The sequence below is a fragment of the Spirosoma flavus genome (genome assembly GCF_054778555.1).
On record NZ_BAAGZL010000002.1, the window covers coordinates 1,582,356 to 1,606,934 of the forward strand.

A 24,579-nucleotide genomic window follows, 5' to 3' on the forward strand; every position below is an offset into this window, starting at 1 on the left:
ATACGATCTGAACGACCGTATAGGCTTGAACTGCGAACGCGTTTATCTGTTACTTCTTTTTCGTCGCCATCGCTGATTTTTTACCCTGCGATCCGCTGTAGCTGATTTTGACGAGCATGCCGTTCAGGTCGTCCGTTACGTATAACGAGCCATCGGGCCCTTGCGCCAGTCCACATGGGCGGTGCTGAACGGGGCCGGTCGGTTTTTCCAGGTCGATACCCGCAAAATTATCAGCGAAGATTTCCCAGGGACCAGCTGGTTTTCCGTTTTTGAACGGCACAAAAGCCACCAGATACCCTTTTTTCAGTTCCTGCGATTGCCCGTGAAACGCGATAAAAGCGCCATTTCGGTATTTTTCCGGAAAAGCAGTGCCAGTGTAAAACAGAAGCGCGTTTGGACCCATGTGCGCCGGGAACGCTACAACAGGATTGATCGCTTTTTCGCCACCCGTTTTCTTGCCATCGCCACCGTATTCGGGTGCTACAATTTTCTTTTTCTGGATGTGATCGTAATACACGTAGGGCCAGCCAGCATCATCGCCCTGATGTAGTTCATACATGGTTTCGGCGGGCAACGTAGCACTTTGCTGCGGTGTATAATATTGCGGATAAAAATCGTCGAACTTACCCCGGCCGTGTTGCAGCACGAATAACGTATTGGTTTTTCCATTCCAGTCAAGGCCCACTACGTTCTTCAGTCCTTTCGCGTAATGCACGCCATCGGAAGGTTTCTGGTCTGTTACGTTGGCTTTAAACTTCCAGATACCGGCCGTATCGACCAGTGGGCAGGGCATCATCCCTTTTCCCGTACCCGGTACGCGGCAGGGATCATTATCTGACGCTACGTTGACATAAAGATTCCCCTGATTATCAATCGCAATCGACTTCGACTTATCCCGATCTTTCTCCCGCAGACCCGACACGAGTAGCTCCGGCTTTTCGGCGTCGATAACCTCCTGTTTGTCATTCAGTTTATAGCGAAAAACGCTGTTGTTGGATGAGGTGTACAGGTAATCATTTTTGATAGCAATACCCGTTCCCGGATAATCGCCAAAGCCAACCCGTTCATCAATTACCCCGTCATTATTCGTATCGCGAAGCCGGAAAACCCCTTTTCCATCCTTCAGCTTATTCAGTTTTACGTAAATATCGCCGGATTTTGTAATCGCGATGTGGCGAGGATTGCCTAGTTCTTCTGCAACAACGGTTCCCGAAAAACCAGCGGGCAATTTCAAGGCGAGCGGTGGTTTTTCCTGACTCGCTGGACGATTCGTTGATTTGCCGGGATTTTCGCCCAAAGCATGTACAGTTACGAGAATAGCAAGTAGGCCGGTAAAGCCATAATGAGGTTTATGCATGAGTAAGAAACAGTAACGCCGGTTAGTATAGAGTTTCCCTAAAAAGCGTTTAATACGGGTTAGATACTTAATTGCGTAGAGATCAAAAAGAGTTGCGACAAAACACTTTCGTAACGGTTAACGCCAATCAGTAATTTTTAGCCTCAACTTCCTCTTGTGAACATACCCGACTAAACCCTATTGTATCATGCAACGTATCAAACGACCGCTGCTACTTCTGCTGGCAGTTGTTGGTCTATTGCTATCCTTCCGGCAGGATACTCCGCCTACTTCTGCTCCCGACGAACACCGTTTCCGAAAAGTATTTTTGACGGGAAATATGCCCGATCTGATCGAAATGGACGTAGCGCCCAACGGCGATATTTATTTCATCACAATGACGGGTGGCGTTTGGGTGTACGATGTTCGGCAAAAAGACACGCGGCTACTATCGAAAATACCCGTTAGTATGGCCACCGAAGCCCGGATGCAGGGTATTGTACTGGACCCAAAATTCAGCCAGAACCGTCGACTTTATTTGTTTTACGCTCCGCTTAATCAGGGAAAAGTGAATCGCGTTTCACGCTTTACGTTGCAGGGCGATTCACTGGCGCGGTCGACAGAAAAAGTGCTTATCGAAATAACCGATTCCGGGCATTGCTGCCATGCGGGCGGGGGCATGACGTTCGATAAACACGGTAATTTATACATCGCTACGGGCGACAATTCAAATCCATTTGGTACCAATTATTCACCCAGCGACCAGCGGCCCGGTCGGGAAGAATATGACGCGCAACGTTCGTCGGCCAATACCAATGATTTGCGGGGTAAAGTGCTACGTATCCACCCCGAAGAAGATGGTTCGTATACCATTCCAGCCGGAAACCTATTTCCTAAATCCGACAAAACTCGTCCGGAAATTTACATCATGGGCTGCCGGAACCCATACCGCGTTACGGTTGATCGCGATACGGATTTGTTATACTGGAGCGAAGTTGGTCCAGACGCCAGCGATACCGCTCCCCGTGGCCCACGCGGTTACGACGAATTTAATCAGGCTTCGAAACCCGGTTTTCATGGCTGGCCGCTGGTGATCGGTAACAACGAAGCCTACGCCAAAGTCAATTTTGACAACGATTCCATCCGCGAAACAATCGACCCGGCCAGGCCGATCAATTCATCCCCCAACAATACTGGATTGCGGGAGTTGCCACCCGCCCAGAAACCGATGATCTGGTATCCCTACGACAACTCGTCTGAATTTCCCGAACTCGGAGCCGGGGGACGTACCGCCATCATGGGACCGATTTATTATTACGACGCGCAAAACCCTTCCAAAACCAAGTTTCCGGCTTATTTCGACCGAAAATTATTCATTGCCGACTGGATGCGTAACTGGGTGAAAGTGGTATCGCTGGACGATCAGAAAAAACTGAAACGTATCGACCCGTTTATGCCGTCTGCTACGTTCCGCAAGCCGATGAGCATGAAATTCGGGCCAGATGGCTCCTTATACGTTATCGAACACGGTTCGCTTTGGGGCGGCAACAAAGATTCCCGCCTGGTACGTATCGATTACATCGCTGGCAATCGCCCGCCAATTGCCAAAATCACGACGTCTACGGAAGCCGGTCCCGCACCGATGCAAGCTCAGCTTTCAGCCCGACAATCGCTTGATTATGACCAGGACGACGAATTAACGTATCAGTGGTTTGCCGATGGAAAACCATTAGCGCAGAAATCTATCGATGTTAGTCCGGTTCTAACCAAACCAGGAACGCACCGAATTAAGTTAGTCGTTCGCGACAAAGCCGGTGCTACGTCATCTACCGAAAAAACAATTCTGGTCGGAAATACGCCCCCGACGATACGTATCGAACTACCCGATACAGGTCTATTACGTAGCCCGCAACTGACATATCGAGTTCACGTTACCGACCCGGAAGACGGACGAATCAATCCAAAGGACGTAGCGGTAAAACTAACGTATCTGCCAACGAGCCGGGCGCTGACGCAATCAACTACAGGCGCTATTGTTTCGGAATATCAGCGCGGCCTGACCTGGATTGAGGAAAGTGATTGCAAAGGTTGTCATGCAGTAACGGCAAAGTCGGTCGGCCCAAGTTTTCAGGCGATTGCGCAACGGTATCAACCTCAGAAGAAAGCACCGGAGTTAATTGCTGCGCTCGGTCAGAAAATAATTAAAGGTGGCCACGGTATCTGGGGAGAAGCCAATATGAGCGCCCATCCACAACTCGCTCCCGACGTCACTGACGAAATGGTACGTTACATCCTCTCGCTAACGGATGATAAACCGGTTGAAAAAACGCTTTCGACAGAAGGGCAAATCGACGTAGACCTCAAAACCCCCGGTACGTACATTCTGACCGCGAGCTATACCGATCGGGGAAATAAGTCGATAAGACCTCTTTCACGACAGACAATTAGCGTGCTACGTTCACCCGTTTTTCAGGGGCAGGATTTCGACAAAGGATTGGAATTGAATCGGGGAGCGATTCTGCAAGGTATCAATAATTTATCGTACGCGATGGCAAAACAGGTCGATATGACGGGCGTTCGCGAACTTCTTTTTCAGTTCACCACCGAAACACCGGGCACCATCATCCGGATACGGGCCGACGGTCCTACAGGTGATACGTTAGGTGAAGTGGCGGTACCCGTTGGGAAGTGGAAAAACTGGCAGGAACGTAGCGTTGCTCTTAAACCGCTCACTGGCAGGCACGACATTTACCTCTGCTTCGAGAATCGTGGCAATATTTTCAACCTGGCCGAAGTGAAGTCTGTTACGTTTAAATGAGTTTTGCGTCTAACTCCAAGTTGTCAAGAGATAGGCGCCTTACCTGATTTGTTCGTATCTTGTCATTTATGTTTTGCCATTGCTAATTCCAGACATTTGATTACTAACAGAATTAGTCAAGAGCAGTTTCAAACCATCTATTTCGAAACTACAAAGAAAGATCTACCTCGTTTAAATAAAAAGTTTTGGTCATTTGATTGGAAGCAGGAAATTAAACTCACTGATCGGATTGTTTACAAGTTAACTACACAAGAAAATCCAGATGTCATACAAGGCTTGATTAGCTGGTCTGATTTAGGTGATCACATTTTTATTAATGTGGTCGAATCAGCTTTGTTTAATCGGGGTAAAGAGCGTTTGTACCAAGGTGTAGCAGGTAATTTATTTGCTATTGCCTGTCAAGAGTCATTCAAAAAAGGGTACGATGGCTTTATTGTGTTTGAATCTAAAACAAAACTGATCGGTCATTATCGGGACTTATTAGGGGCACAACGTCTAGGCAATTCAATTCGAATGTTTATTGATACACAGGCAGCTAACCAGTTAATAAAACTTTATTTATGAAACCGAAACACCCGAAGTTAATTGAAGAAATAGACGTAGAGGTTGTTAATCGTCAACCCAATCTTGAAGAACGTCGAGAGATTAGTGCGTTTATTCAGGCCTATAAAGCGAAGCCTAAAAATTCATCCACTGTTGCAGGCAAAACAAAAACGCTTAAATCATAATTCAGGCAGGCATTTTTCGGGCCAGCCACACGGTACGGTTGCCACAGGTCTCGTCATTTACCTTGTGTTTCAATACATCGAAGCCGTGTTGTTTAAGAAGAGACTGATATTCTACAGTATCCAGGCTGGCGTGAAATATAGCATGCCCATCCATTTCGCCATAAGCAACACCATGCTCAGTTCCAGACGTAAAGAGTAAAACCCCTCCATCTTCGGTATGATCCGCAAAAACCTGGAATATAGCCCGTTGGGTATCATGATCTAAATGAAAGAAACTGTCCCAGGCAATCACAGCACCAAATTTTCGAGGGAGATTTATTGCCGTCATATCAGCCACAATCCATTCCATATCTGGGAAACGCTGGCTGCACATAGCAATCATGTTTACTGAGTTGTCGACGCCGGTAACGTAGCAGCCTTGTTCAATGAGATAGCGGGCAATAGGTTCGCTAGTTCCGCAGCCCAAATCCAGTATTGAAGCGTTTGACTGACAATGCTGTAGCACAATATCCAGATAGTTTTTTTCAAACAGATTTTTTGCGCGGTTCTGATCAAACCAATGGGCAATGGCTTCATAAGCTGCCCCAATTCCCTCGTCGTTCATAACACACAATTTATACGTAGCAAAAAGGCCACCCACTTCCGCAGATGGCCTTTTTGTCAATGAATTAGACGTTTATACTAGTCCCTTCTTCATCCCTTTCACTGCATAATCGGCAGCGCGGGCAGTGAGGGCCATGTACGTCAAAGACGGGTTTTGCGTTGACGTAGAGGTCATGCAGGCACCGTCCGTTACGAACACGTTTTTGCAGTTGTGGACCTGATTCCACTTGTTCAGGATCGACGTTTTAGGGTCTTTTCCCATACGCGCACCACCCATTTCGTGAATATCGAGCCCCGGATTGCGTTTATCGTCGCGAACGCGGATGTTTTTGAAACCGGCTTCGGTAAACATCTCGGTCAGTTGCTCCTGATAATCTTTTACCATCTTATCGTCGTTATCGTCGTAAGCGATGGAGATTTTCAGTTGTGGTATACCAAACGGGTCTTTCAGCGACGAATCGAGCGCTACGTAGTTGGTTTCTTTCGGAATGGTTTCGCCCATCATGTGCGAGCCAACGTACCAGCCACCCAGTTTCGGGTTCAGCAGGCTTTCTTTCAGATCGGCCCCTACCCCACTCTGATCGGAGCGCGAAATTCGTCCGGCCGAGAAGCCAGCTGCGTAGCCACGTAAAAAGTCGGTTTCCTGTTTCAGTACGTTGCGGAAACGAGGAATGTATGGCCCGTTCGGCCGACGACCATCGGTGGTAGAGTCAAGAAATCCGTCGAATTCGCCGGTGATTCCTGCCCGGTAATTGTGAAATGCTACGTACTTACCCAATACACCACTATCGTTGCCCAGTCCGTTCGGGAACCGATTCGACGTTGAATTCAGCAGTACCAGATTGGAGTTCAGCGCAGCCGCATTCAGGAAAATAATGCGGGCGTAAAACTCCTGCATTTGCTTCGTTTGCGTATCAACGACCCGAACGCCTGTGGCACGACCTAACTTCTCATCGTAAATGATGGAATGAACGACGGAATTAGGACGTAGCGTCATTTTGCCGGTTTTGGCGGCCCAGGGAATCGTCGAGGAATTGCTGCTGAAATAGCCACCAAACGGGCAACCCCGCTCACAAATGGTCCGGTGTTGGCACTGCGCGCGTCCTTGCTGAAAATGAATCGATTGCGGTTGCGTAATGTGCGCAGCCCGACCCATTATTATGGGGCGATCTTTGTATTTAGCTGCCATTTTCTGCTGAAAATGTTTTTCCACACAGTTCCACTCGTGCGGAGGCAAAAACTCGCCATCGGGCAACGTAGCGATTCCGTCCTTGTTTCCGGTGATACCCGCAAATTTCTCGACGTAGCTATACCACGGAGCAATGTCAGCGTACCGAATCGGCCAGTCGACGGCGTAACCATCACGGGCGGGGCCTTCGTAATCGAAATCGCTCCAGCGCTGCGTTTGCCGCGCCCACATTAACGATTTACCGCCTACCTGGTAGCCACGTATCCAGTCGAATGGTTTTTCCTGCACGTAGGGATGTTCGGCGTCTTTCACGAAAAACTGTTCCGTTCCTTCGTAGAAAGCGTAACATTTACTGATAATCGGATTGGCTTCCTTCACTTCGCGCCGAAGTTGATTGCGGTGCTCGAACTCCCACGGCTGCTTATTTGTGGTTGGGTAATCCGTTACGTGTCGAACATCGCGCCCACGCTCCAGCACGAGCGTACGTAAGCCTTTCTGGGTTAGTTCTTTAGCCGCCCATCCGCCACTAATTCCTGAGCCAATGACTATGGCATCGTAAGTATTTAGCGCCTGAGCATCAATATTAAAATAGGACATAGGTTATTTTCCTTGCGAGATGGCTTTCTTTTGAACGGACACACAACCGTTATAATGGCCGGGAATAAATTGATAATGAGTCAGGTTAGTCATGACGTATTCCGAAGTCATGTACCCACGTATCGTTAGTCCTTTGACCAAGGAATAAAAATCTTTCTGAGCCGTATCAGTCGATTGTGACAACTGCGTCAGCAGAGCGGTACGTTGCGCTACGTCTCCCTCCTGGAACGACTTTCCAAACGATTTCTGCGCCCAGCTATCCAACGTATCCAGCCCGTTGCGGAACGTATCCTGCGCTTTGGGGTCGTAACAGTCGGCTACCATTTTTTGCACGAACTGATCTATTTTCAAGGCTTTAGCTCCCGGCGTATCAGTAACCGGAATAATAGTTTCGACCAAATCGGTCAATTGCTCTGCTTGCCCACGTGTGAGTAGTTGAGCATCTAAACGCACCGTATCCGTTGTCCATCGATTGGCCCAGGCCGGCAGACTCACCAGTCCACCAACGGTACCAACCATCGCTTTAAGCGCACTCCTTCTTTCCACCGATCTTGCTTTGGTTATGGTTTATCTCTCAAAGATACTAAAGAAACGAACACGGCTTGTCGGGTATTTTGGCTGACTAACCACTACGACTATTTTACAATTGATATTTCCCGAAGACTCTGAACCATTCCGGTTATCCTGATTCGCTGGCTCCTTGCACTTGGTAAATTTTTGTTTTTTTGGTTAGAATATCCATTCAAAATTGTTGTTTTTTCTATCAGATTTTTGTCGCTAGAAATGAACGTTCAGATCAGACACGACGTTATATTAACATGCAGCATTTTAGCATGATCATCACTGCAAATCAGCGCCTTACGACTAAAAGAAGGTCTGATGACGTAGCAATTTCTCTTCCTCTCCATCATTCAGTTTCTGTCCACTTCTGATCTCATCCAGGCTCTTCGGGCAACTGGACTATTTTGTTAAATAGCCATTAAATCCGGAGTGCTGCCAATGAGTTGTGCAACATTCGTTCGACTTACATCGTAAGTGAGTATAAATCAATAGTACAGATTACTCGATTATTCCAATGGATCAACTAGTTATGAATATTATGCGCAAAACCGTAAATCGTTTGCTTTCGGTTCGATCTGGCCTTTTGCTGGCTTTTGTCGGTGCTACGTTGTCGCTTTCTTCCTGCACGAAGCCTGCTGACAATGTTACTCCTCAAACCACAACGGGTAGTACGTCGACTTCGGCTACAGCTTCGGAGAATCAGACCATTAACGACTGGATTCTGGCCAACATGCAGGAACTATATTACTGGAACGACAAGATTCCGGCGAATCCTGACAAATCGCTTGCCCCTGCTGCTTTTTTTGAGTCGCTTTTGTATGACCGTGCCAACACGGCTAATACCGAACGCGACCGGTTTTCCTGGATCGAAGAAAGTGCGGATGACTTATCGGCCAGTCTGAGCGGACAGACGACGACGACGGGTATGGAGTATAATTTATACCTGCGGACTTCGGGCGGCACGGGCGTTATTGCTCAGGTATTGTATGTATTACCAGGCTCTCCTGCCGCAAAAGCGGGATTGAAACGAGGTGACATCATATCGAAAGTGAACGGTCAGTTGATTACGACGACCAACTACGCTGATTTGTTGTATTCTGGTACTACTACTTATACGTTTGGCCTGGCTTCGGTAAATGGTCAATCGCTGGTTGATACGGATCAGACCAAGACCGTTACAGCTACTGTTTTTCAGGAAAATCCCGTATTCCTTGACTCGGTTTATACCGTTGGTAGCAAAAAAGTAGGGTATCTGGTTTATAATCAGTTTGTTCCTGGTGCTAATGGCAGCAAAGCCAGCGAATATGATGCGCAGGTAGACGCTATTTTCAGTGATTTCAAAGCGCAAGGCGTGAACGAACTCGTGCTGGATTTACGCTACAATCCCGGTGGCTATACGTCATCATCGGCGAATCTGGCCAGCCTTATTGGTAAAGGCGTCAATTCCAGTAAATTATATTTTCGGGAAGAATGGAATGCTACCGCGACTAAAGAGATACTAGCTGATCCTCAATACGGCGGCAATAGTTTTTTCACCCAAAATTTCCTGACCAAAGCGCAGAACATTGGCGGTAATCTTTCGCGGGTGTTTGTACTGACTACCGATCAGACGGCCTCAGCTAGCGAGCTTATTATTAATGGGCTACGTCCTTATATGACCGTTACAACTATAGGTACCACTACGTACGGTAAAAACGTCGGTTCGATTACCATCACCGACGAAACCGGCAAGATTAAGTGGGGTATGCAGCCAATCGTTTTCAAATCGTACAACAGCTTGAGCCAATCCGATTATAGTTCGGGCTTCAAACCATCTATTGAGGTTGAAGAGCCGCTCAACCTGCTTCCGCTCGGCGACACGAATGAGGCCATGCTACGTACTGCACTTAACCAGATTTCTGGAGCTGCAACGACGGGTCGTCAGGGTGTGGCAACGGCTAATCCGTTTGCGTCGGTCGGGTCTTCTATTCAGCGAAAAGCCGGTGGTCATGCGATGGTACGGGCGATTAAAAGCCTGAATCTGTAGGTATTAGTTTTTGATAAATCGTTCCAACGACTACAGCACAAAATGGGTCTTTGTGCTGTAGTCGTTTCAGTTTTTTACGTTTAAGACACAATCGCCCGTAACAATTAAGAATTTTTATGAGACCGGGACGTTATTAACTAACAGGCATTTGGCTTAATTTTGCCGAACAGAATTGCGCCAAATGCGTTGTCCAGCAGCTTCGGAAATCAGTTCACTGGTGAATTTACCAGCGTTTTACGGAAGCTGATTCTTCTGGCAGGATGAGTAAAAACATCGTTCTTAACCCAAATTGGTATAACTTTACGTTTCAGTTTTTTTGTACACGCTATCTTTCATGATTCATTTACCATTTCGATTTTTTTCGGCAACTGAATCTGCGCCGAAATCTATACCCACTGAGACAGCTCTCTCACCCATCGGTCAAAATCCTCAAAATCACCGCCGTAATCAACGTATCAACTGGGCTTTGGGCCTACTTTCTATTGGTTGGGCGGGTCTGTTAATTGGCTGTAACGGCTCCAGTAGTACCGTATCAACGCTCGGCGACTGGGTAAAACGGTCGGATCTGGAAGGCGTAGCTCGTTCGCAGGCCAGTGGCTTTGTGGTGAACAACATTGCCTATATGGGAACGGGAACGAACGTAAGCAACGAGCGCCTGCAGGACTTCTGGGCCTATGACCCGGCACGTAACGCCTGGACACAAAAAGCCGACTTTGCAGGAGGCCCTCGTTACGCAGCCGTTGGATTTTCTGCTGGCAGCAAAGGGTATCTGGGTACTGGTATTGATGTCAACAGTGTTCGCCTAAAGGATTTCTGGGAATATGACCCGGCTACGAATGCCTGGAAAAAAGTGGCTGATTTTGCCGGAACTGCCCGTCAGGCTGCTACGGCTTTTACGATTGGCAACAAGGGATACGTTACCTGTGGTTTTGATGGTAACTATCTAAAAGACATGTATTCGTATGACCCCGCCACTAATGCATGGGCAAAAGTAGCCAGCTACGGCGGTGCCAAACGTATCGGTGCTGTGGCTTTCGTTATCGACAACAAAGCCTACGTAGGGACGGGTAACAACAACGGTCTTGCTCAGAAAGACTGGTACGTTTACGATCCTGCGCAGGATCTGTGGACCCAAAAAGCCGATTTCATTACTGATCAGTCGGCTATTGCCCGTAGTTATGCCGTGGCCTTTGCTATTAACGGGAAGGGGTATATTACGTGTGGTGATGCCGGTACGAGAGACGTATGGCAGTATGATCCGGCCACCGATACGTGGGCTACGCTAGGTGTATTTGAAGGTAGCGTACGTTCATATGCCGTTGGCTTTGCCATCAATAATAAAGGATACGTAACGACAGGTGGGCAAGGAACCGCCCGTTACGACGATGTATGGGCATTTGACCCTACAATTGAGCAGGTTCAATAACTAAACAGAATGTCAGCAGTGGCAAATCAGAGCCGGCCACGGTCGCAAACGAAGCTTATCCGGGCATTCTTACTGCTGCTGCTGACAATTCTGGCAGTTCTGACCGTCTTTTTCCTCTACCAGCGTCAGCCACAATTTGAAGTTCGGGTGATTAAAACTGGTGGGGGCTGGGGATACGACATCCTCAATCGTGGAACACTGTTTATTCACCAGCCAACTATACCGGGTCAGCCGGGCACAGGCGGCTTTGCTACTGAAGAACAGGCTCGTCGGGTTGGAGAACGGGTGGTCGAGAAAATACAACAGACGGAGGCTATGCCTACGTTAACGAATGATGAATTACGCCAGTTAGGCGTACAGATTCCCTGAATTATCTACTTATGCGTACTTGCTGGTACGCCGGTTTGCTTTGGCTAGCCGGTATATTATTATCTGCCTGCCAATCGGGTACGCTCGACGTAGGGCAGTCGGTCATCAACCCTCAGGAGCTACTGGTTCAATCTATTGATTCAGTTACGGTTCAGACCGCTACCGTTATGCGATCCGATTCGTTTGCGACCTACGGCGATAATGACCTGGTTATTGGCAACTGGTCTGATGCACAGACGGGTAAAGTAACGGCGCGTACCTATACTTCGCTCGATTTCAGTAACAATCCGCTGCTTGAGCAAACCACCTTTCAATTCGATTCGCTAGTGCTTGAGCTGGGGTATTCATTTGCCTATGGCGATACCACGTCTGCATTTACGATAGGTGTTCATCGACTGAACCGGGCGCTTCAGAATCAGCTTTATTACAACACCAGTTCCGTTCCTTACGAAGCAACACCTTTCTTACAAAAAACGGTAATTCCGCAGCCGAACAGCCGTACCAGGCAAGTTCGGATACGCTTTCCTGATGCGTTTGGGAAAACCATGTACGATAAGCTGATTAAAGGCGAGATTGATGCTAATACCTTAAATAATTTTCTGACAGGATTTGCTTTTACGGGCAGTTCATCAACGAATGCGTTTGTGGGCTTCACGGCAGCCGCAACGGCCAGTGGACTACGGCTGTATTATCACAGTACAGCAAGTACGGATGTCAGTAATGCGTCGACGTCAATCCAGTTTCCGATTGTAGGTATTCACTTTACCCAATTACAACGCGATTTTCGTGGTAGTGCGCTGAGTGGTCTGCAAAAGAAATCAGATATTATACCCAGCCAGCAAACGGGTAATTCTACGTTTATTGTACCAGGAGCTGGTTTACAGACACGTATCGAATTTCCATATCTGGGCGAATTTGCCCGACCAGAAGACTACGCCGATTTGAACAGCGCTGTATTGGTGCTCGGCCCGATTCGACGAGATTTTCGGGATAATTATCCACCACCGGCGCAATTAGAGCTTTACTATACCAATAATCAGAACGAAATTCTGTCTACCATTGTGCCGGGCGGGCCATCTGGCCTTAGTGGAGCTATTGGAGCGTATAGTTATGATTTAGATGCGCTTACGCTGACTGATTTCTATACGTTTGATTTAACGTATTACATTGGTCAGATTATCAAACGGAAACTTCCCAACCGCCCGCTGGTACTTACGTTGCCCATAAACGCAAATGGAGCACCTCCAGCGCTACGTACCTTGGTTCAGCGGGTGGCTATTGGCGACCGTTTTAAGGCAAACGACCGGCTTCAGCTGAAGCTTTTCATTACGTCAGGTATCTAACGATCTCAGATTTAGAGGATAAATAACGTAGTAGGCCAGACATGCTGTCTGGCCTACTACGTTATAGGCCGGTCAGTACGTATGTTTTTCCTTTTTGTGTGGGAAACGACGTAACGTATCCAAAATCCGTTTGCTTAGACTGGGTTGTTACGTCCTTAACGCGAATGGGTCGGCTGGTTCGGATGTGGCACTCGTTGCCATTCAGCGACTTAACAGTTGCGGTAGTTAGCTGTTTGTTTTTCCACTGCATCGTTACGTCAAAACCGCCCCGCGCTTTTAGTCCTGTAACCGTACCATCTTTCCAGGCATCGGGTAATGCAGCCAGCAGGTGGATATCATTTAAGTGGCTTTGAATCAGCATTTCAGCCATACCCGCCGTTCCCCCAAAATTTCCGTCGATCTGAAACGGTGGGTGGGCGTCGAAAAAGTTCGGATACGTACCACCCCCTTCCCGATTGCCATAATTCGTTGCTGACTGACTGGTGTAAGTCAACAGTTGACGTAGCAACCGATACGCATGATTACCATCGAGCAGCCTTGCCCAGAAATTGATTTTCCAGGCGCGGCTCCAACCCGTTCCGGCATCGCCCCGGATTTCGAGCGTCTTTTTAGCCGCGGCTGCAAATTCAGGCGTTGTAATTGGCGCAATTTGGCGGCCGGGGTGCAGACCAAACAGGTGCGATACATGCCGGTGTTGCGGGTCAACGTCTTCCCAATCCTTATTCCACTCCTGTAGATTACCCTTATGGCCAATATGCAAAGGATAGAGTTTCTTCCGCTTTTCGACGAGCAATTGCCGAAAATCAGGTTCTATGTTCAGTGCGGTAGAAGCATCAATCAGGTTTGAGAACAAATCCCAGATAATCGACATGTCCATGGTTGTAGCCACCGAAATAGGTGAAGGCTTGCCTTTGGCGTCGATAAAGTCGTTTTCTGGCGATACCGATGGCGACACTATCAGGTAACCTTCTTTGTCTTCAATAAGCCAGTCGAGGTAAAATTCGGCCGCGCCTTTCATAAGCGGATACGCCGTTTCTTTCAGGAATTTCTGATCGCCGGAGAAGCGGTAATGTTCCCACAAATGCTGACAAAGCCAGCCCGCACCCTGGTTCCAGTTAGCCCATTTTGGATCACCCTGCCCCTTGTCGCCCACGGGATTCGAGATGGCCCAAATGTCGGTGTTGTGATGAGCCACCCAACCGCGCATGTTGTAAAATTCTTTAGCGGTCATTTTACCGGTTTTAGCCAGCGGTTCCAGAAAGCTCAGCAGCGGCCAGTGCATTTCCGATAGGTTCGTAACTTCCACCGGCCAATAGTTCATCTGAGTATTGATGTTGATGGTATAATTCGAACTCCACGGCGCTCGCAATTCCTTATTCCAGATACCCTGAAGATTAGCGGGCACACCCGGCACCCGTGAACTGGAGATCAGTAAGTATCGTCCGTACTGCCCGTAAAGCGTTTCCAGACCGGGGTCGTAGGCGCCTTTTGTGTAGCCCAGCAAACGTTCATCCGACGGCAGTTTTGCGTTGGAATTCGCTTTTGTCGTATCCGTTATCTGCAACGCAAAACGATTAAAATACGGCTGATAATCAGCTGAATGTCGTTTCAACAATGTTTGATAATTCGTACTTGCAGCCTTGCGTATAATTTCTTCGGCCAGTTTATTTTCATCTTTTCCGTCTTTATCCGGGCATTTATCGTAGCCGTTGAAGCTGGTTGTAGCCGTCAACAGTAAGAGAACTTCGGTTGCATTACGCACGTGAATTCCCGATGTATCACCTTGCAACGTACCACCTTTGTTTACAGCTTTCATACGTAGCTGAAAGCGCATGCCTTTGCAACCCGTTACGTCCTCATACACGACGGGCTCACGGTCTTTCGGATTATAATAGTTGGGATCAACCTGGGCGGGAGCTTTGCCCTTCATTACCCATTCGTCCTTGCCCGACGCTACGTTCTGAAAACGAAGTTGACTTTTGGTTGTCGCATCGAAACTGAGCTGCCCCGGTTTGCTGGCTGTCAACCGAATGACCAGCAGTTGGTCGGGAGCCGACGTAAAGATTTCGCGGGTAAACTCCGTGCCATTGGCGGTGAATCGTGTGGTGGCTACGGCTCGTTGAATATCGAGGTCGCGGTAATACGTAGTAGGCTTAGCTCCCGCTACGTTCTGCCTGATAATCAGATCGCCCAGCGGCAGGTACGATTGCGTATAAAGCCCCTGCATGTGTTTCACCAGCGCTACCGCCTGGCTGTACTCCTCGCGTTCCAGCGCCTGACGAGCCTGCGGCAGATAGGTCGGTGATTCGGGATTGACGTTTCCACTCACCGGCCCACCCGACCAGAGCGTACTCTCGTTCAGTTGGATCAGCTCCTCATCGACACGTCCAAACACCATCGCGCCAATACGTCCATTGCCAACGGGCAACGCTTCGGTCCAGATGGCAGCGGGTTTGTTGTACCATAATTTCAGATTCGACTGGGCAAGACACAGGGTCGAGCAGGTAAGCAGTACGCTAAGGAGGTAAGTTTGTTTCATAAATGATTTGTCTGAGCCAATCCGCTACGTCTCTTTTAAAAGGAATTTACGTCGGAATTATCATTGGCCTGCCGACTAATTTGGGCAAAATGGATCGCAAATAAACACGTATTACTGCATTCTCCGACACATTTTCCCCATTCACCGCTCGACATGTCGCTTTTGCAACGTAATAAAGCATTGTCGCGTAATGGCAGAAAAGTCACTTCTGAGGCTTTCTGTCACCAATATGAATCTTACTCGTTTACTCTTCTTCGGAGCGTTGCTCTGGGCTGGTGCATCCTGCCAACCCAAAAACCTTGATCCCATCGCGACGGGCGGCACAAATACCGACTGGACCGATGAATCGCACGGGGGCGATGCCGAACCGAATTACGCCATCGCTTTTTCGCAAACTGAAGTCAAGACCATGGAAATCACCATGACCGCAGCGCAATGGCAGGCTATTCAGACGGACATGGCAGCAAAGTCCTGGGGAAATTTTGGAACCAGCGGAGGTGCTGCCACCAATCCGGGCGGGGGCGTCAATCCAGGAATTGGTGTAAATCCGGGCGGAGGTCAGGCTGGTGGTGGCGGAAGCTTTGGTCAGGACCCCGAATACGTAGCGTTGCCAGTACGTATCAACGGCAAACTTTGGGACCACGTTGGTTTTCGGCTTAAAGGGAATTCGAGTTTATCATCGGCCTGGCGATCAGGTATTTACAAATTACCCTTTCGGCTGAAAATGGACGAATTTGAAGATACGTATTCCGACATTACCGACCAGCGATATTATGGTTTCAAAGAGTTGAGTATGTCGCCGGGATACAGTGATAATTCGCTGTTACGGGAGAAAATTGTAGCCGATATTTTTCGGCAGGGGGGTGTAGCAGCCGCACAAACCGCTTTTTACCGGGTGTATATCGATTTTGGCGCGGGCAAAAAATACTGTGGCGTTTACACGATGGTGGAAGTTATCGACGATACAATGGTGAAAACGCAGTTCGGCGAGAAGAAAGGAAATATTTATAAACCCGAATCAACTTTGCAAACGTTCAACGTAGCGCAGTTTGAGAAGAAAAACAACGAAACTAAAGCCGATTACTCTGACGTACAGGCGTTTATTAATGCCTTAAACGCGACCAACCGGACAACGAATGCAGCCGCCTGGCGGAGTTCGCTCGAGCAGACGTTCAATGTTGACCAATACCTGAAATATCTGGCCGTCAACAATACCATCGTGAACTGGGATGCCTATGGTGCGATGGCGCATAATTATTACCTCTACAACTCCCCCACCAGCAAATTGACCTGGATTCCGTGGGATCACAATATGTCGATGACCAATACGTCGGGCGGTGGTGGAAACATGGGCGGCAATGGCGGAGGAAACCGGGCTGTATCGCTGGAAATGACCGAAGTAGGCACGGGCTGGCCACTGATCCGATACATCGCGCAGGACCCGGTTTACTACGCAAAGTATAAACAGTATGTCCGAACGTTTACCGAAACCGTATTCACGACGGCAAACATGAACGCTCTCATTGATCAAAACTACAACCTGATTGCGCCCTACGTAACGGGTACTGAATCGGAGCAGAAACCATATTCGTACCTGAGCAGCGCTACCGATTTTACCAGTGCTCAGGCCGCACTGAAAAGTCACGTAGCATCTCGTAATCAGGCAGTCACCGCTTTTCTTAAATAATTCTATGCTGTTTCTCCAGATTCCCGCTTCGCCCGAAACGATTCAACATTTCGGAGGTTTCGATATGTTTTCCAACGATTTTCTAATACGTATCGCCCTCGACGTACTTGCGGTTGGGTTGTTGATTCGTCTGATTTATTATCGAATCTACCGTCGGTCTGATCTGTTCCTGACGTTTTTCGGGTTCAACTTCGTCATTTTCCTCATTACGTACCTGCTCAATCAGGTGCAGATGTCTATTGGAGCCGCGTTTGGTTTGTTCGCCGTTTTTTCAATGCTACGTTACCGCACGCAGGGCATCTCGGCCAAAGACATGACGTACCTGTTCATGGTGATTTCCATTGGATTGATTTCGGCTATTAGCCAAGGCGACTGGTTGGCGCTGGTGTGGATCGATGGGCTGATTCTGGGCAGCGTGCAACTGCTGGAAAGTAATTTTTTGTTTCAGCGCGAGCTCAGCAAAGCCATCAATTACGACCGTATCGATCACATTCGTCCCGAAAAATTGCCCGCTCTGCTCGCCGAATTACAACTACGTACCGGCCTGCCCGTTCACCGGGTCGATATTCAAAGTGTTGATTTTGTAAAAGAATCGGTTCAGCTTATCATGTATTACCACGCAAATCAAACCGTTCATGCACCCTCCTCTTCTCAGAATATTCCCATTCAGCAAGCCATTGCAACTGAGTAAATGGTTGTTAATCAGCAATTTCGTCGGTTTATCCCCTCTATGTGGTTTGGCGCAAACGGGCACGTTGGGTTTATGGACGGGTGCTAGCGCGGAAGTAAAACTAACCAAGGCCTTTTCGATTCAGGGAACCAGCCAACTGCGTTTTTCCAACAACATGACCGTAACGTCGGCCTACCTGGGCGAGCTTGGACTTTCGTATAATATCACGAAACACTGGCAACTGACCGGCTATTACCGCTACGTTGGCCGACGGAAGTTTGATAAGCATATTGATGAGTATTACTATCGTCCGTATCACCGATTCTATGGCGAACTGACATTCGATCAGAAACTGAACAAACGTATCAAACTCGATTACCGACTTCGGTATCAGAATCAGTTCAAAGACGATGCCGAAGGACTTGTGGCCGATAAGAGTTATCTACGTAATAAAGTGGAATTGTCGCTCAATACGTCGTCGCGCTTTAGCCCGTTTGTTTCTGGCGATTTGTTCTATCGACTAGGCGACGAAGAAAGCAAAGGTCTTTTCGATCAGGTCCGTGTGAAGGCGGGCGTTTCTGCTGATCTAAGCTCGCCGGGTGCACGATTTCGTCATGGTATCGACCTGAGTGTTTTTAATGACGTACCGCTGAACGGAAATGAAAAGAGCGAAATCATTATCGGCGTTACGTATAAATTAAAAATAGGATTAAAAAAGAAATGACCTACGCAACGTAGCAACCCCAATCTACGTAGTACGAAAATAGAAACCCGCGTCACAAACTGGTCTCAGCCATCCTACTTCATACACCCTACATTCCTATGGCCTACTATTATCGTGCTACGTTCATTGGCCTGTTTCTGCTGAGTCAGTACGTTCCCGCCGTGGGGCAGTCGGCGTCGACCCAACCTCCGCCTGATTTTCAGACCTGGTATGATGCGTCGCTGAAACTCAACATGAAAAAAGGATGGGAAGTAACAACTCAGTACCGGGTTCGGTTCTACAACAATGCGCACGATTATCGGGGCTCTTATTTCTTTCTGACGGGCGAAAAGAAAGTGAATAAATACATGAACGTACTGGCAAATTATCGGTTGTCGCTTATTGAGAACCAGGCTTATCACCGGTTTGCGGTGGGTTTTAACGCCCACATTCAGGCTGGTCGATGGCGGCCCTTTTTACGGCCAACGCTTCAGAACCAGCGGCAGTATTTTCAGGGCGACGACGAAAACAGTGGCGACGGAAAAACGTATCTGCGAACGCGCGTGGGAACCAAGTACCACATTAACAAATTGCTGGATGCGTACTTGTATGCCGAACCTTTTTTCAATACCGAAAAGCAGGGTTTACCCATTGCATTTTGGCAAAACTCAGCGGGTTTGTCGGTCGATGTGAGTAAGCGGATATCACTAACCACTTATTACATCTGGCAACCCGAATTGCAGATTAAGCACGCGCAGACCAAGCACATTGTGGGGTTAAGCCTCAACGTAGAACTAAAAACAGGTAACCAGACGAAGAAAGAAAAGAAGCCAAAATCCATACCCCAGTTTTAGAGATTGACATTCCGGAAGTATTTTGTAAATTGCTTATTACCTGTCACTTAACACACCATAAGTAAACAGGAGTCCAGTTAATGAATAGTCGTAGTGAGTTGTGGAGTAGTGTTTTAGAACGGCTTTTTTATGCACAAATCTACCTTTTGGTATGTATTTTGGCTTTTGGCAGTGGTAGCTCCACGGTCAGTACTGGCAACTCACCAGGTTGGCGGGCAACTCGAAATGCGCGCCGTTGGCGACGTACCCGGGCACTTTCATATTACCGTCACTAACTACCTCGAAGATGGCACCCGGGGAGCCGCCAACCAGGCTACTAGCGGAACAGTTGGTATTTATCGAATACGCGATAATAATCTGATGTATAATTTCACAGTACGTCAGACCGGTGGTCGGCAGAAGGTGATTTATGCGAACGAATACTGTGCTGCCCAACGAAATCTTAACTTCATTGTCATCATCTACGAAGCTGATATTCAGCTGTCGCCCAATACGTATAATGACGAGCAGGGGTATTACATGTCGTATCAGACACGTAACCGAAACGCATATATAGAAAACGTCAGCACGCCCGACCAGACCGGTTTTACATTTTACCTTGAGTTTCCATCTCTTCTGAAAAACGGGTTGTATTTTCAGAATTCATCCCCTCATTTCGGTCCTATCAACGGCGAATACATCTGCCTGGGCGCCCCTTTCACATTTCCCTTTGGAGGCACTGATCCTGATGGCGACCAGCTTCGGTATTCGATGGCTACACCATTAAACCAGAAGGGAGGCAACAATGCCAACGGTGGTGGTGGCGGTAGCCAGAATCCGTTGTCGCCCGGTCCCTATCCAGAGCTAAATTGGCTATCTGGCTTCAGTGCAACCAATGCTATTCCTGGCAGTCCGCCGTTGCAGGTTGATGAGCAGACAGGTCAATTGTCGGTAACGGCCACGAAATTGGGTTTGTTTGTATTTACCGTAAAAGTGGAAGAATTTCGGAATGGGGTAAAAATTGGGGAAGTCCGGCGGGATTTCCAGTTTCTGGTTATTGACTGCCCCCCGCAAACGGTGCCCGACCCGGTTGCTAACTTCAAAAGCACTCCCGGCGAAAATACAACCTCTATATGTCTGGGCGATTCGACTGTGCTTCAGGCAACCGTCAATGCAAGCTGGAATTATCAATGGCGTCGGGATGGGGTAAACCTTTCCGGTGCAACCAGCGCCACCCTGGCGGTCCGCGAACCCGGCGAATACATGGTTGTGGTATCGCAGAAAGCCGCTTGCAGCAAAGTCGGAAACTCTGAGAATCTGCGGGTTAATGTTATAGGAGCAGCAGCGAAGCTATTCGAAGCGGGGCATTTATGTGCCACAACGGGTTCTGTACACTTTACCGTTAAAGGTGATGCCGACGTAACGTATCAATGGTATCGAAATAACCAGGCGCTGGCTGGTGAAACGGCAGATTCGCTACGTACCGAACAGCCTGGGCGTTACTACGTTAGACTGACCTATAATACGTTAGGGTGTAAGGTCAATACGGATACAGCCGACATCCAACGCTCGGCCGCGGTGCAGGCGCTCATCAAATCATCGACGGGCCAAAACCGCATTTGCCCACAGGATTCGCTTCAGTTACAGGGCAGTGGTGGCACTAGCTATAGTTGGGAAAAAGATGGCGCTTCGGTAGGAGGCAGCAGCAGTCAATACGTAACCAGCAAGCCCGGTACGTTTGTCCTGACAGCCACGGATTTATTCGGTTGCAAAGGAACATCGCCACCGGTTGCCATCAGCCAGCTTGCGCCACTGGTGGTTACGCTGGATTCGATACCGGACGTCTGCGGCCCCAATAATCCAATTTATACACTAGTGGGCAGCCCGTCAGAAGGCGTATTTGCCGGACCGGGCGTAACCGACGATAAATTTAGTCCTAAAGCTGCCGGCATAGGCAATCACCAGATAACCTACACAGTAAAAGTTGCCCCTGAGTGTCAGGGCACAGTAGCTACGAGAACGGCGGTGGTAGCCCCTATTCCAACCATCGATCTGCGGGATTCGCTCACAACGTACACGGGCAATACGTTCTCCCTGGATCCAGTTTATACCGGCGATCCGAATCAGTTTCTGTGGACATCCGCTACGTTTCTCGACAATCCAAGCGCAGCGAATCCTATGATTACCAACATTGGTAAGGATATTACGTACACGATTGATGTGAAAAATAAGTCGGGCTGTACGTCGAAAGATACGATTTACATTAAGGTGCTTGCCCGGGTGTGGGTGCCCGATGCGTTCTCACCCAACGGCGATGGCATGAACGATACGTGGGAATTACCGGGCATCGAAGCGTTTCCGGATGCCATCGTAACCGTTTTCAATCGATGGGGTGAAATTGTCTATTCTTCCGAAAGAGGTTATAAAAATCCCTTCAATGGTACGTTAAACGGTACGTCTTTGCCAGCGGGTATATATGCATACGCCGTACGTACCGTCCCCGAAAAACCCATTCTACGAGGAAGTGTGATGCTGGTGCGTTAGAAAGGCAGCGGGGTAAGTACAAAGGAATTAATTAGCCCTTTGCACTTACCCCGCTGCCTTATGCGTATTACATTAAGCTTGTTTTGTGACTTGAATATTCATCACCAGCTTCACGTCGTCGCTTACAACAACGCCACCAGCTTCGGTAACGCCATCCCACGTCAAACCAAAATCTTTCCGTTTCACGGTGCCCGAAATTTCAAAACCGGCTTTGGTCTGGCCATAAAAATCCTGCATTTGACCGCCGTGCTCAACCTTTAACGTGACCGGTTTCGTTGTACCTCTGATGGTCAGATCGCCAACTAGATCATACGTATCGTCACCCGTTTTGGTCATGCTTGTCGATACGAACGTCAGTTTTGGGTGCGTAGCTGCATCGAAGAAATCAGCTGATTTCAGGTGGCCATCGCGTTGTTCCTGACCCGTGGAGATGCTGTCGATATCGGCTGAAAACGAAACAGAAGCGCCATCGAAATCATCGCCATGCGAAACGATTTGTCCTTCGTATTGCCCGAAAGAACCCGTAACGGTCGAGATAACAAGGTGTTTTACTTTGAATTGGACTTCAGAGTGAGTAGGGTCAATGGTCCAGGTTGTGTCTACAGCGGTTTGCGTTGCCATGGTTATAAAGTAGTTAAGTTCGTGTGTTCTAACATTTGATGTATATACATTTAATACAAAAAATTTGTTCACACAGCTGTCATATTTTTTTAGATTGTACACTAGGCGTTATCAAACAAAGAGTTGCAAAAAAATTACAATAGACTCTTAACCTCAAACACCCAACTCTTTCAAAAAACTGTCGCGGTAATTACTGCCGATAGGAATTTCTGCTGAACTGATAAACACGCGATTACCTTCAATATGGCTGATTTTGGATTTGTTGATCACGAACGACCGATGAACTCGTAGAAACTGACTGGGCGGTAGTAAGTCGAGAAAACTCGAAAAAGTCATGCCGGGCATTAACGTACCCGTTGTTGTGTTGATTCTGGTGTAATTCCCACTGGCTTCCGCAAATAGCAAATCGTCGTGGTAGATTTTATAGATTTTGCCATCGGTTTTCACAAAAATGTATTCCTGAGCCTTGGCATCGGCAGTTGGCTGAGCCGGTAGTACCGACTGTAAACGTTCTAGCGCCTTATCAACAGCCACAATAAAGCGGTCGAGCGAAAACGGCTTTAGTAAATAATCGCAGGCGGCTAAATCGAAAGCATCAACAGCATATTCCTTGTAAGCGGTCGTAAAAATCACCTGCGGCTGATTTCGAAGCGTTTTCAGAAACGCAATACCATTCAGAACAGGCATGTTGATGTCTAAAAACAGAATGTCGATGGGTTGTTTCTGAAGCTCAGCTTTGGCATCAAGCGCATTATCGCAGGAGGCAACTACAGATAAAATTGGTAAATGGCGGCAGTACGTCTCAATAATTTCGCGGGCAATGGGCTCATCATCAACGATTAAACAGGCTACTTTTCTCATTTATTCCGAAGCTGTAATTCTACCGTATACAATCCGTTGTCGTCTCGAATGCTTAAATCATGGGCGTTTTCATACAACAACTCGAGCCGTTTGCGCACATTGACTAGCCCCAAACCGCTGTGCTTATCCAACACTTTATTGCTGTCTTCAGCCTCCGAAAACGAATTCACTACCGAAAACAAAATCGAATTACCCCACAGTTTCAGTGTAATGTCAATTCGGATGGTTTGGCTGGTGGTATTACGACTGTGTTTAAATGCATTTTCGACAAAGACGATCAGGAGCATCGGCGCAATCCGAATTCCCGAATCTGTTACGTTGTCGATAGCCGTCGTTAGCGCGAGTTTAGAGCCAATACGTAGTTTTTCGAATTCAATATAATTGTTGATATACGCAATTTCGTCGGTCAGAGGCACAAATAATTCCTTGGCGTCATACACCGAATAACGTAGTAAATCTGAGAGTTTGAGCAATAACGGGGGCATTTTGTCAGGTTGCGAAATTGAAATGCCGTACAAATTATTCAACGTATTGAACAGAAAATGAGGACTTAACTGCGATTGAAGCAAGAGTCGCTCGCTCTGATTATGTTCCGCCTGCGCCTGGGCTTCCTGCAACTGGTTGTCGATACGTGCCTGAATCAATGTGACGAGCAGGCCCGACGCTACAAAAAAAATAAACAGAGGCAACGCCAGAAAAAGCGTATAAATGAATGTCTGCTGACGTATCAAACTGGTGGCGAAAAGAGCGCAAAAAAACGCACAACCAATAAGCAGAATCAGCAGCAAACCCAAAAACCAATCGGATATGGGTTTATTCGAAATCGTCCACAACCGAGCCAGCGACCGACCGCCGTACACGCCGATGAAACTGCCGAACGTAGCAACGAGGGCCGCTTCTTCGTCGTATACCGTGGTAATATTTTTGATATAGTTGCGGAACATAAAGTAGAGCACAATCAGAGCCAGCCCCCAAAGGAACGCCTGGCTTGACAACTTAAAACGGAAATTATCGCGTGTCATTGATTTGCTGATGTAATTGATCCTGTCCAAAATTCCTCGTCAAAACCGACACCCGTAAACCTTCGTGGCAGACACGCTAAAATAACTGATGAACTGATGGAAT

20 protein-coding genes are annotated in these 24,579 nt (G+C 48.0%); 12 read left to right on the forward strand and 8 right to left on the reverse strand.

All coding sequences use genetic code 11. The features are described from left to right. Nucleotides 1–49: 49 nt before the first annotated feature. Entirely contained in the window at nt 50–1,357 is a 1,308-nt protein-coding gene (locus tag ACYVF1_RS15475; RefSeq protein WP_461080273.1) for a PQQ-dependent sugar dehydrogenase, read from the reverse strand. A gap of 187 nt (nt 1,358–1,544) precedes the next feature. On the opposite strand from ACYVF1_RS15475, the gene ACYVF1_RS15480 reads away from it, so the two are divergent. Genes ACYVF1_RS15480 through ACYVF1_RS15490 form a run of 3 tightly spaced genes read left to right on the forward strand, consistent with a single transcriptional unit; the run spans nt 1,545 to nt 4,882 of the window. Further along, nucleotides 1,545–4,154, forward strand: coding sequence for a PQQ-dependent sugar dehydrogenase (locus tag ACYVF1_RS15480; protein WP_461080275.1), 2,610 nt, complete (start codon nt 1,545–1,547; stop codon nt 4,152–4,154). A gap of 3 nt (nt 4,155–4,157) precedes the next feature. Continuing rightward, on the forward strand, nt 4,158–4,718 hold the full coding sequence (locus tag ACYVF1_RS15485; RefSeq protein WP_461080277.1) for a hypothetical protein: 561 nt from the start codon (nt 4,158–4,160) through the stop codon (nt 4,716–4,718). Next, complete coding sequence (locus tag ACYVF1_RS15490; protein ID WP_461080279.1) at nt 4,715–4,882, forward strand: hypothetical protein; 168 nt, start codon at nt 4,715–4,717, stop codon at nt 4,880–4,882. The genes ACYVF1_RS15485 and ACYVF1_RS15490 overlap by 4 nt, the downstream gene beginning before the upstream one ends. 1 nt (nt 4,883) lies before the next feature. On the opposite strand, the gene ACYVF1_RS15495 is transcribed toward ACYVF1_RS15490, so the two are convergent. The 3 genes from ACYVF1_RS15495 to ACYVF1_RS15505 form a co-directional block, all read right to left on the reverse strand. Next, nucleotides 4,884–5,486 carry a class I SAM-dependent methyltransferase gene (locus tag ACYVF1_RS15495; protein ID WP_461080281.1) on the reverse strand — a complete coding sequence of 201 codons (603 nt, stop codon included), beginning with the start codon at nt 5,484–5,486 and terminating at the stop codon, nt 4,884–4,886. A 72-nt stretch (nt 5,487–5,558) separates the two neighbouring features. Further along, the gene (locus ACYVF1_RS15500) at nt 5,559–7,271 is read right to left on the reverse strand and encodes a GMC oxidoreductase (protein ID WP_461080283.1); all 1,713 of its coding nucleotides are present in this window, start codon (nt 7,269–7,271) and stop codon (nt 5,559–5,561) included. A gap of 3 nt (nt 7,272–7,274) precedes the next feature. Continuing rightward, nucleotides 7,275–7,790 carry a gluconate 2-dehydrogenase subunit 3 family protein gene (locus ACYVF1_RS15505; protein ID WP_461080766.1) on the reverse strand — a complete coding sequence of 172 codons (516 nt, stop codon included), beginning with the start codon at nt 7,788–7,790 and terminating at the stop codon, nt 7,275–7,277. 556 nt (nt 7,791–8,346) lie between these two features. Here ACYVF1_RS15505 and ACYVF1_RS15510 point away from each other — a divergent pair. The 4 genes from ACYVF1_RS15510 to ACYVF1_RS15525 all read left to right on the forward strand — a co-directional run bounded on the left by ACYVF1_RS15510 (nt 8,347) and on the right by ACYVF1_RS15525 (nt 12,996). Then, complete coding sequence (locus ACYVF1_RS15510) at nt 8,347–9,858, forward strand: S41 family peptidase (RefSeq protein WP_461080285.1); 1,512 nt, start codon at nt 8,347–8,349, stop codon at nt 9,856–9,858. 334 nt (nt 9,859–10,192) lie between these two features. Further along, nucleotides 10,193–11,284: a Kelch repeat-containing protein gene (locus ACYVF1_RS15515; protein ID WP_461080287.1), complete on the forward strand. Its 1,092-nt coding sequence runs from the start codon at nt 10,193–10,195 to the stop codon at nt 11,282–11,284. Between the two features lie 9 nt (nt 11,285–11,293). Continuing rightward, on the forward strand, nt 11,294–11,653 hold the full coding sequence (locus ACYVF1_RS15520; RefSeq protein WP_461080289.1) for a DUF4907 domain-containing protein: 360 nt from the start codon (nt 11,294–11,296) through the stop codon (nt 11,651–11,653). An 11-nt stretch (nt 11,654–11,664) separates the two neighbouring features. Then, nucleotides 11,665–12,996, forward strand: a complete 1,332-nt coding sequence (locus ACYVF1_RS15525) for a DUF4270 family protein (protein WP_461080291.1) — start codon at nt 11,665–11,667, stop codon at nt 12,994–12,996. Between the two features lie 61 nt (nt 12,997–13,057). Here the strand turns inward: ACYVF1_RS15525 and ACYVF1_RS15530 are convergent, their stop codons facing one another. After that, complete coding sequence (locus ACYVF1_RS15530) at nt 13,058–15,535, reverse strand: glycoside hydrolase family 95 protein (RefSeq protein ID WP_461080293.1); 2,478 nt, start codon at nt 15,533–15,535, stop codon at nt 13,058–13,060. Between the two features lie 229 nt (nt 15,536–15,764). On the opposite strand from ACYVF1_RS15530, the gene ACYVF1_RS15535 reads away from it, so the two are divergent. The 5 genes from ACYVF1_RS15535 (at nt 15,765) to ACYVF1_RS15555 (ending at nt 21,972) form a co-directional block, all read left to right on the forward strand. Continuing rightward, nucleotides 15,765–17,222 (forward strand): CotH kinase family protein, encoded by a 1,458-nt coding sequence (locus ACYVF1_RS15535; protein ID WP_461080295.1) that lies wholly within the window; start codon nt 15,765–15,767, stop codon nt 17,220–17,222. 4 nt (nt 17,223–17,226) lie between these two features. Next, nucleotides 17,227–17,913, forward strand: coding sequence for a DUF4956 domain-containing protein (locus tag ACYVF1_RS15540; RefSeq protein WP_461080297.1), 687 nt, complete (start codon nt 17,227–17,229; stop codon nt 17,911–17,913). Next, entirely contained in the window at nt 17,858–18,616 is a 759-nt protein-coding gene (locus tag ACYVF1_RS15545) for a DUF2490 domain-containing protein (protein ID WP_461080299.1), read from the forward strand. The genes ACYVF1_RS15540 and ACYVF1_RS15545 overlap by 56 nt, the downstream gene beginning before the upstream one ends. A gap of 98 nt (nt 18,617–18,714) precedes the next feature. After that, nucleotides 18,715–19,449: a DUF2490 domain-containing protein gene (locus tag ACYVF1_RS15550; protein ID WP_461080300.1), complete on the forward strand. Its 735-nt coding sequence runs from the start codon at nt 18,715–18,717 to the stop codon at nt 19,447–19,449. Nucleotides 19,450–19,578: 129 nt separating this feature from the next. Next, nucleotides 19,579–21,972: a gliding motility-associated C-terminal domain-containing protein gene (locus ACYVF1_RS15555; RefSeq protein WP_461080302.1), complete on the forward strand. Its 2,394-nt coding sequence runs from the start codon at nt 19,579–19,581 to the stop codon at nt 21,970–21,972. Between the two features lie 72 nt (nt 21,973–22,044). Here ACYVF1_RS15555 and ACYVF1_RS15560 read toward each other — a convergent pair whose 3' ends face one another. The 3 genes from ACYVF1_RS15560 to ACYVF1_RS15570 form a co-directional block, all read right to left on the reverse strand. Continuing rightward, entirely contained in the window at nt 22,045–22,593 is a 549-nt protein-coding gene (locus ACYVF1_RS15560) for a YceI family protein (protein WP_461080304.1), read from the reverse strand. Nucleotides 22,594–22,746: 153 nt separating this feature from the next. Continuing rightward, nucleotides 22,747–23,454, reverse strand: a complete 708-nt coding sequence (locus ACYVF1_RS15565) for a LytR/AlgR family response regulator transcription factor (protein WP_461080306.1) — start codon at nt 23,452–23,454, stop codon at nt 22,747–22,749. Further along, nucleotides 23,451–24,476, reverse strand: a complete 1,026-nt coding sequence (locus tag ACYVF1_RS15570; RefSeq protein ID WP_461080308.1) for a sensor histidine kinase — start codon at nt 24,474–24,476, stop codon at nt 23,451–23,453. Before ACYVF1_RS15570 ends, ACYVF1_RS15565 begins: the two co-directional genes overlap by 4 nt. Nucleotides 24,477–24,579: the final 103 nt, after the last annotated feature.